This window comes from Psychrobacter sp. (genome assembly GCF_035469765.1).
Taxonomy (GTDB): Bacteria; Pseudomonadota; Gammaproteobacteria; order Pseudomonadales; family Moraxellaceae; genus Psychrobacter.
The window spans coordinates 1-4,059 of the sequence record NZ_DATIRM010000077.1 but is presented as its reverse complement, the minus strand read 5'-3'; the positions used below and the strand labels follow the sequence as shown (position 1 = coordinate 4,059).

2 protein-coding genes and 1 pseudogene are annotated in these 4,059 nt (G+C 41.8%); all 3 read left to right on the top strand.

Features of this window, described 5'->3' with window-relative positions; translation table 11 throughout:
• A pseudogene (locus VLN09_RS02205) lies at positions 1–724 on the top strand (hypothetical protein); the annotation flags it as partial.
• Positions 725–917: 193 nt separating this feature from the next.
• Positions 918–2,543: a DUF2254 domain-containing protein gene (locus tag VLN09_RS02200; protein ID WP_325243584.1), complete on the top strand. Its 1,626-nt coding sequence runs from the start codon at positions 918–920 to the stop codon at positions 2,541–2,543.
• A gap of 40 nt (positions 2,544–2,583) precedes the next feature.
• Positions 2,584–3,858 carry a sodium:proton antiporter gene (locus VLN09_RS02195; protein WP_325243583.1) on the top strand — a complete coding sequence of 425 codons (1,275 nt, stop codon included), beginning with the start codon at positions 2,584–2,586 and terminating at the stop codon, positions 3,856–3,858.
• Positions 3,859–4,059 lie beyond the last annotated feature (201 nt).

Below are 4,059 nucleotides of genomic sequence, written 5' to 3'. Positions count from 1 at the left end.
GCTTGATATGCTGAATTTGGTATATATCCATCATTTAATAGGTGAAGCAGTGAGTGAGCAAGCGCTACGCGATGTGTTAGGGCGTAAAGAGCTGCCAAAATGGTATACCTATATCAATTATCTGCAAGACAGCAATTTGATTACCATGACAGAAGATGAAGACTATGTACTTAAAATGGATTTGAGCAAGATGACCTTGTGGGATTTTTATCGCACTTTGCCTTATCCCTTGCCTATCAAAGATGAGCTTGACGAGATGAGTTTAGAAGACCAAAAACCTTGGCTAAACTCATTGGTCAGTCGCTTTGAAAATACCGAAGCTTATGCTAAAGCACAATTGAATGTGCCGCTCGGCGCTATTTTTGCCCATAGCGAACCACGTAAAAAATCTGCTCATAATAAATTGACTGATGATAAAAACGTTAATGCACAGAATATTAGCTCTCAAAGCGACAACTTTCAACATGAGAGAAATAAATTTTTTAGAAAATCGAGCACTGCTACTTCTCCTCATTTATCACAAGGAGCTGCCGACAATAACGAGGAAATACCGAAATTTGAACCAGTCGCGTATGACAAAGACAGCGATATAGAATGTGATGAGCACAATCGAGAAATCCTCATTCCACAGGATAGCGATGTTGATAAAAACAAGGTAGACGCTCATTACTTTAGCGCTAAAGGCGATATCATTACAGAAGCCGACAATCCAAGCTCGAATTAAATTTTAGAAGAGTCATCGCGCTCTACAAAGCATAAGCCACAACTGTTGCTTATGTTTTGATGGATTATTTACTTTTAATCAGGTAATTTGTTTTTAAGAGCTTTTATGCCGGTATAACTATAAAACATAATGATAAAAACACTACGACTGGCGTTAAAATATAATACGGCTATGATTTGTGGAGCACATAAGATTGGATAAACATCCTGAAAATGGCTGGTTTAAATCTGCATGGCTAGCAATCATGCACAGACTAAAGCCGTTTACTCGGTTATGGTCGCTACAAACCCTTACCAACTTCCCCGATCGCCTGACGAATTTGTGGCAACAATTGATTGGCTCTTATTGGTTTATACCGACTGCGTGTGTATTAGTAGGTATTTTACTCGCTCCCATACTGGTGACCATCGATAAGCATTTTGATCGTGAAATGGTCAAAAATATTACCTTTGCTTTTACCGGCGATGATGATGCCGCGCGCGCCATTATAACTACCATTGCCGGCGCGGTACTTGGCGTAGCAGGTACGACCTTTTCGATTACCATCGCAGTATTATCGATGGCATCTTCGCAATTTGGACCCAGATTACTACGTAACTTTTTGACCGATAAGCCCAATCAATTTGTCTTGGGCGCATTTATTGGTACATTTAGCTATAGTTTGCTAGTATTAAAATCCGTTCATAAATATGACGTCGATTTTGGTGTACCGCAATTGTCGGTAACCTTTGCCATTATTATGGCGATTATTTGTGCCTTACTCTTAGTCTATTTTGTACAGCATATGGTAAATGCCATTCAGGCATCGCATGTGATTCAAGGCGCTAGCAATGTGGCGATTAAAAACATTCATTATTGGTATAACGACCGCTGTGATATCGAGCACCAACGTGATATCGAGCATCATGATGTTAAGCAGTTTCAGCATTGGCCTGCTACGCCTATTTATCCACCGCACTCAGGCTATTTACAACAGATTTATTTTGAGTCGCTCATTACTTTATCGCAAGATTATGGTGGTGTGGTACAGATAAACAGCAGTATAGGTCACTTTGTTACAGACAGAAATGTGATTGGATACTTTTATCAACGTCCATCAGAACATCCATTTAATTTACAGCAAACCAAAACGCCAGATTTGGCCATTGTCCCGCGCGCGCCTGACGGGATTTTTTGGCAACGCTTTGCCGGCTGTATACGTCTTGAGCAGCGCTTAACGCAGTCTAATGATATTGCCTATAGCTTAGGGCAAATGACCGAGATTGCTGTCCGTGCCTTGTCACCTGGTATTAATGACCCAAAAACTGCGGTCAACTGCGTCCAGTCATTAACCAGCTGCCTAAGCATTATGATGCGCTGTCAGCCGCCAACGCCTTATCATTTCTATAAACCAATGGATGAAACAGAGACTTCAGACAGTGTCAGCCACCAGAGCCAACAACCTTCAGCCATCCTTGCCGTTGTGACTCATATGCCCAAAATATCAGACTTTATTGATAGCTCACTTGGTGAGATACGGCGTTATGCGGCAGCAGATTTGATGGTACTAAAAGCACTCTGTCAGGCAATGATTGATCTAAATTATTCCCGAGTCAACGAGGCACAGCAGCAGACGCTGGTCCACGAGATAAAACTGATTGAGCGTGCTGGCGCCGATAATTTAAATTATCACCAACTTGCTGATGACTTAACTGCGATGTGTCAACGAGCTCAAAAATTTATTATGAGTAAAGATGCTCAGCATCACTATTTTCATTATGTTAGTGATTTTGATGCACATATCCGTCAAGAACTACAAACCCAATCAAAACAAGTTTGAGCACGGTTAATAACTTTTAATACTTAATTGAGACGCTTTTATGGACCCTACGAGCAGCCTAACCATACTCGAAATCAGCGCGATATTTTTATCTATCACTGCCCTATTAACGTACGTCAATCACCGATTTATTGGACTACCAACGACTATCGGTGTGATGGTTATCTCGATATTATTATCGATCGGGGCGATCTTTTTAGGCTTTTTAGGGTTCGATCAGCTGATCGATTATGAGGTCAGCTTATTAAGGCAACTTGATTTTACTGAAGTCTTACTGGATGGCATGCTCTCGATGCTTTTATTTGCTGCCGCTCTACACGTCAATATAGGTGATTTAAGACGTTATAAGTTGCCCATCGGCATACTTGCCTGCGTCGGTACTTTGGTTTCAGCGCTATTGATTGCTGCCGCTCTGTATATGATGTTGCCATTGTTTGGTTTTGAGCTCTCCTTTTTATGGTGCTTATTGTTTGGGGCTTTGATATCTCCAACCGATCCCATTGCGGTTATGGGCATTTTGGCATCGGCTGGCGCGCCAAAAAGTATAGAGACGGTGATTGCGGGCGAATCACTATTTAATGATGGTATCGGCGTGGTCATCTTTGTGCTGCTGCTCGGCATTTTATCGAGTGGTGATATCCCAACTGCCAATTATGTGGCGCATACCTTGGCAGTAGAAGCTGGTGGTGGTATTGTTTTTGGTTTAGTACTTGGCGCAATTTTATATTACATGCTCAAGAGTATCGATAGCTACCAAGAAGAGGTGCTCTTGACACTAGCAGGTGTCATAGGTGGCTATGCGCTGGCAAGTCATTGGCATCTATCAGGACCGCTTGCGATGGTAATGATGGGACTGATGCTAGGTAATCGCGGGCGAGCACTAGCGATGAGCGATAAAACGCGCCATTACGTTGATTTATTTTGGGAATTGATCGATGAGATTTTAAATGCCATTTTATTTGTATTAATCGGTCTTGAAGTAGTGATGATTGCTTACTCAGCCAATTTGTTTATCGCTGGAGCTTTGACGATTGTAATTGCCCTACTTGCCCGATTTATTGTGGTCGGCATGACTACCAAGACCTTTCATCGGCAGCTTGACTTGCCAGCAGGGGCTTGGAAGGTATTGACGTGGGGCGGACTGCGAGGCGGCATATCGGTGGCGTTAGTACTGCAACTACCAATAGGGGCAGAGCGCGACATCCTATTGGCGCTGACTTATGCGGTAGTTATATTCTCTATTTTGGTACAAGGTTTAAGTGTCGGCAAGGTCGCTAAAAGCATTGGTACGCATAAAAAAACAGCAGAGATATAAGTCCTCAGTCATTTTAGTCAAAAAAAGCCAGTATAAGAAAATCTCTTATACTGGCTTTCTTTATACGCATTTGCATATTGTATTAAGTCTTTATATCAACCCTTTTCGTTTCATATTACGATATACCACCATCACGATAATGATATTCAATACTAATATGACAAGTTTAAACCAATCAAACGGGCTCACAATCAGGTAATA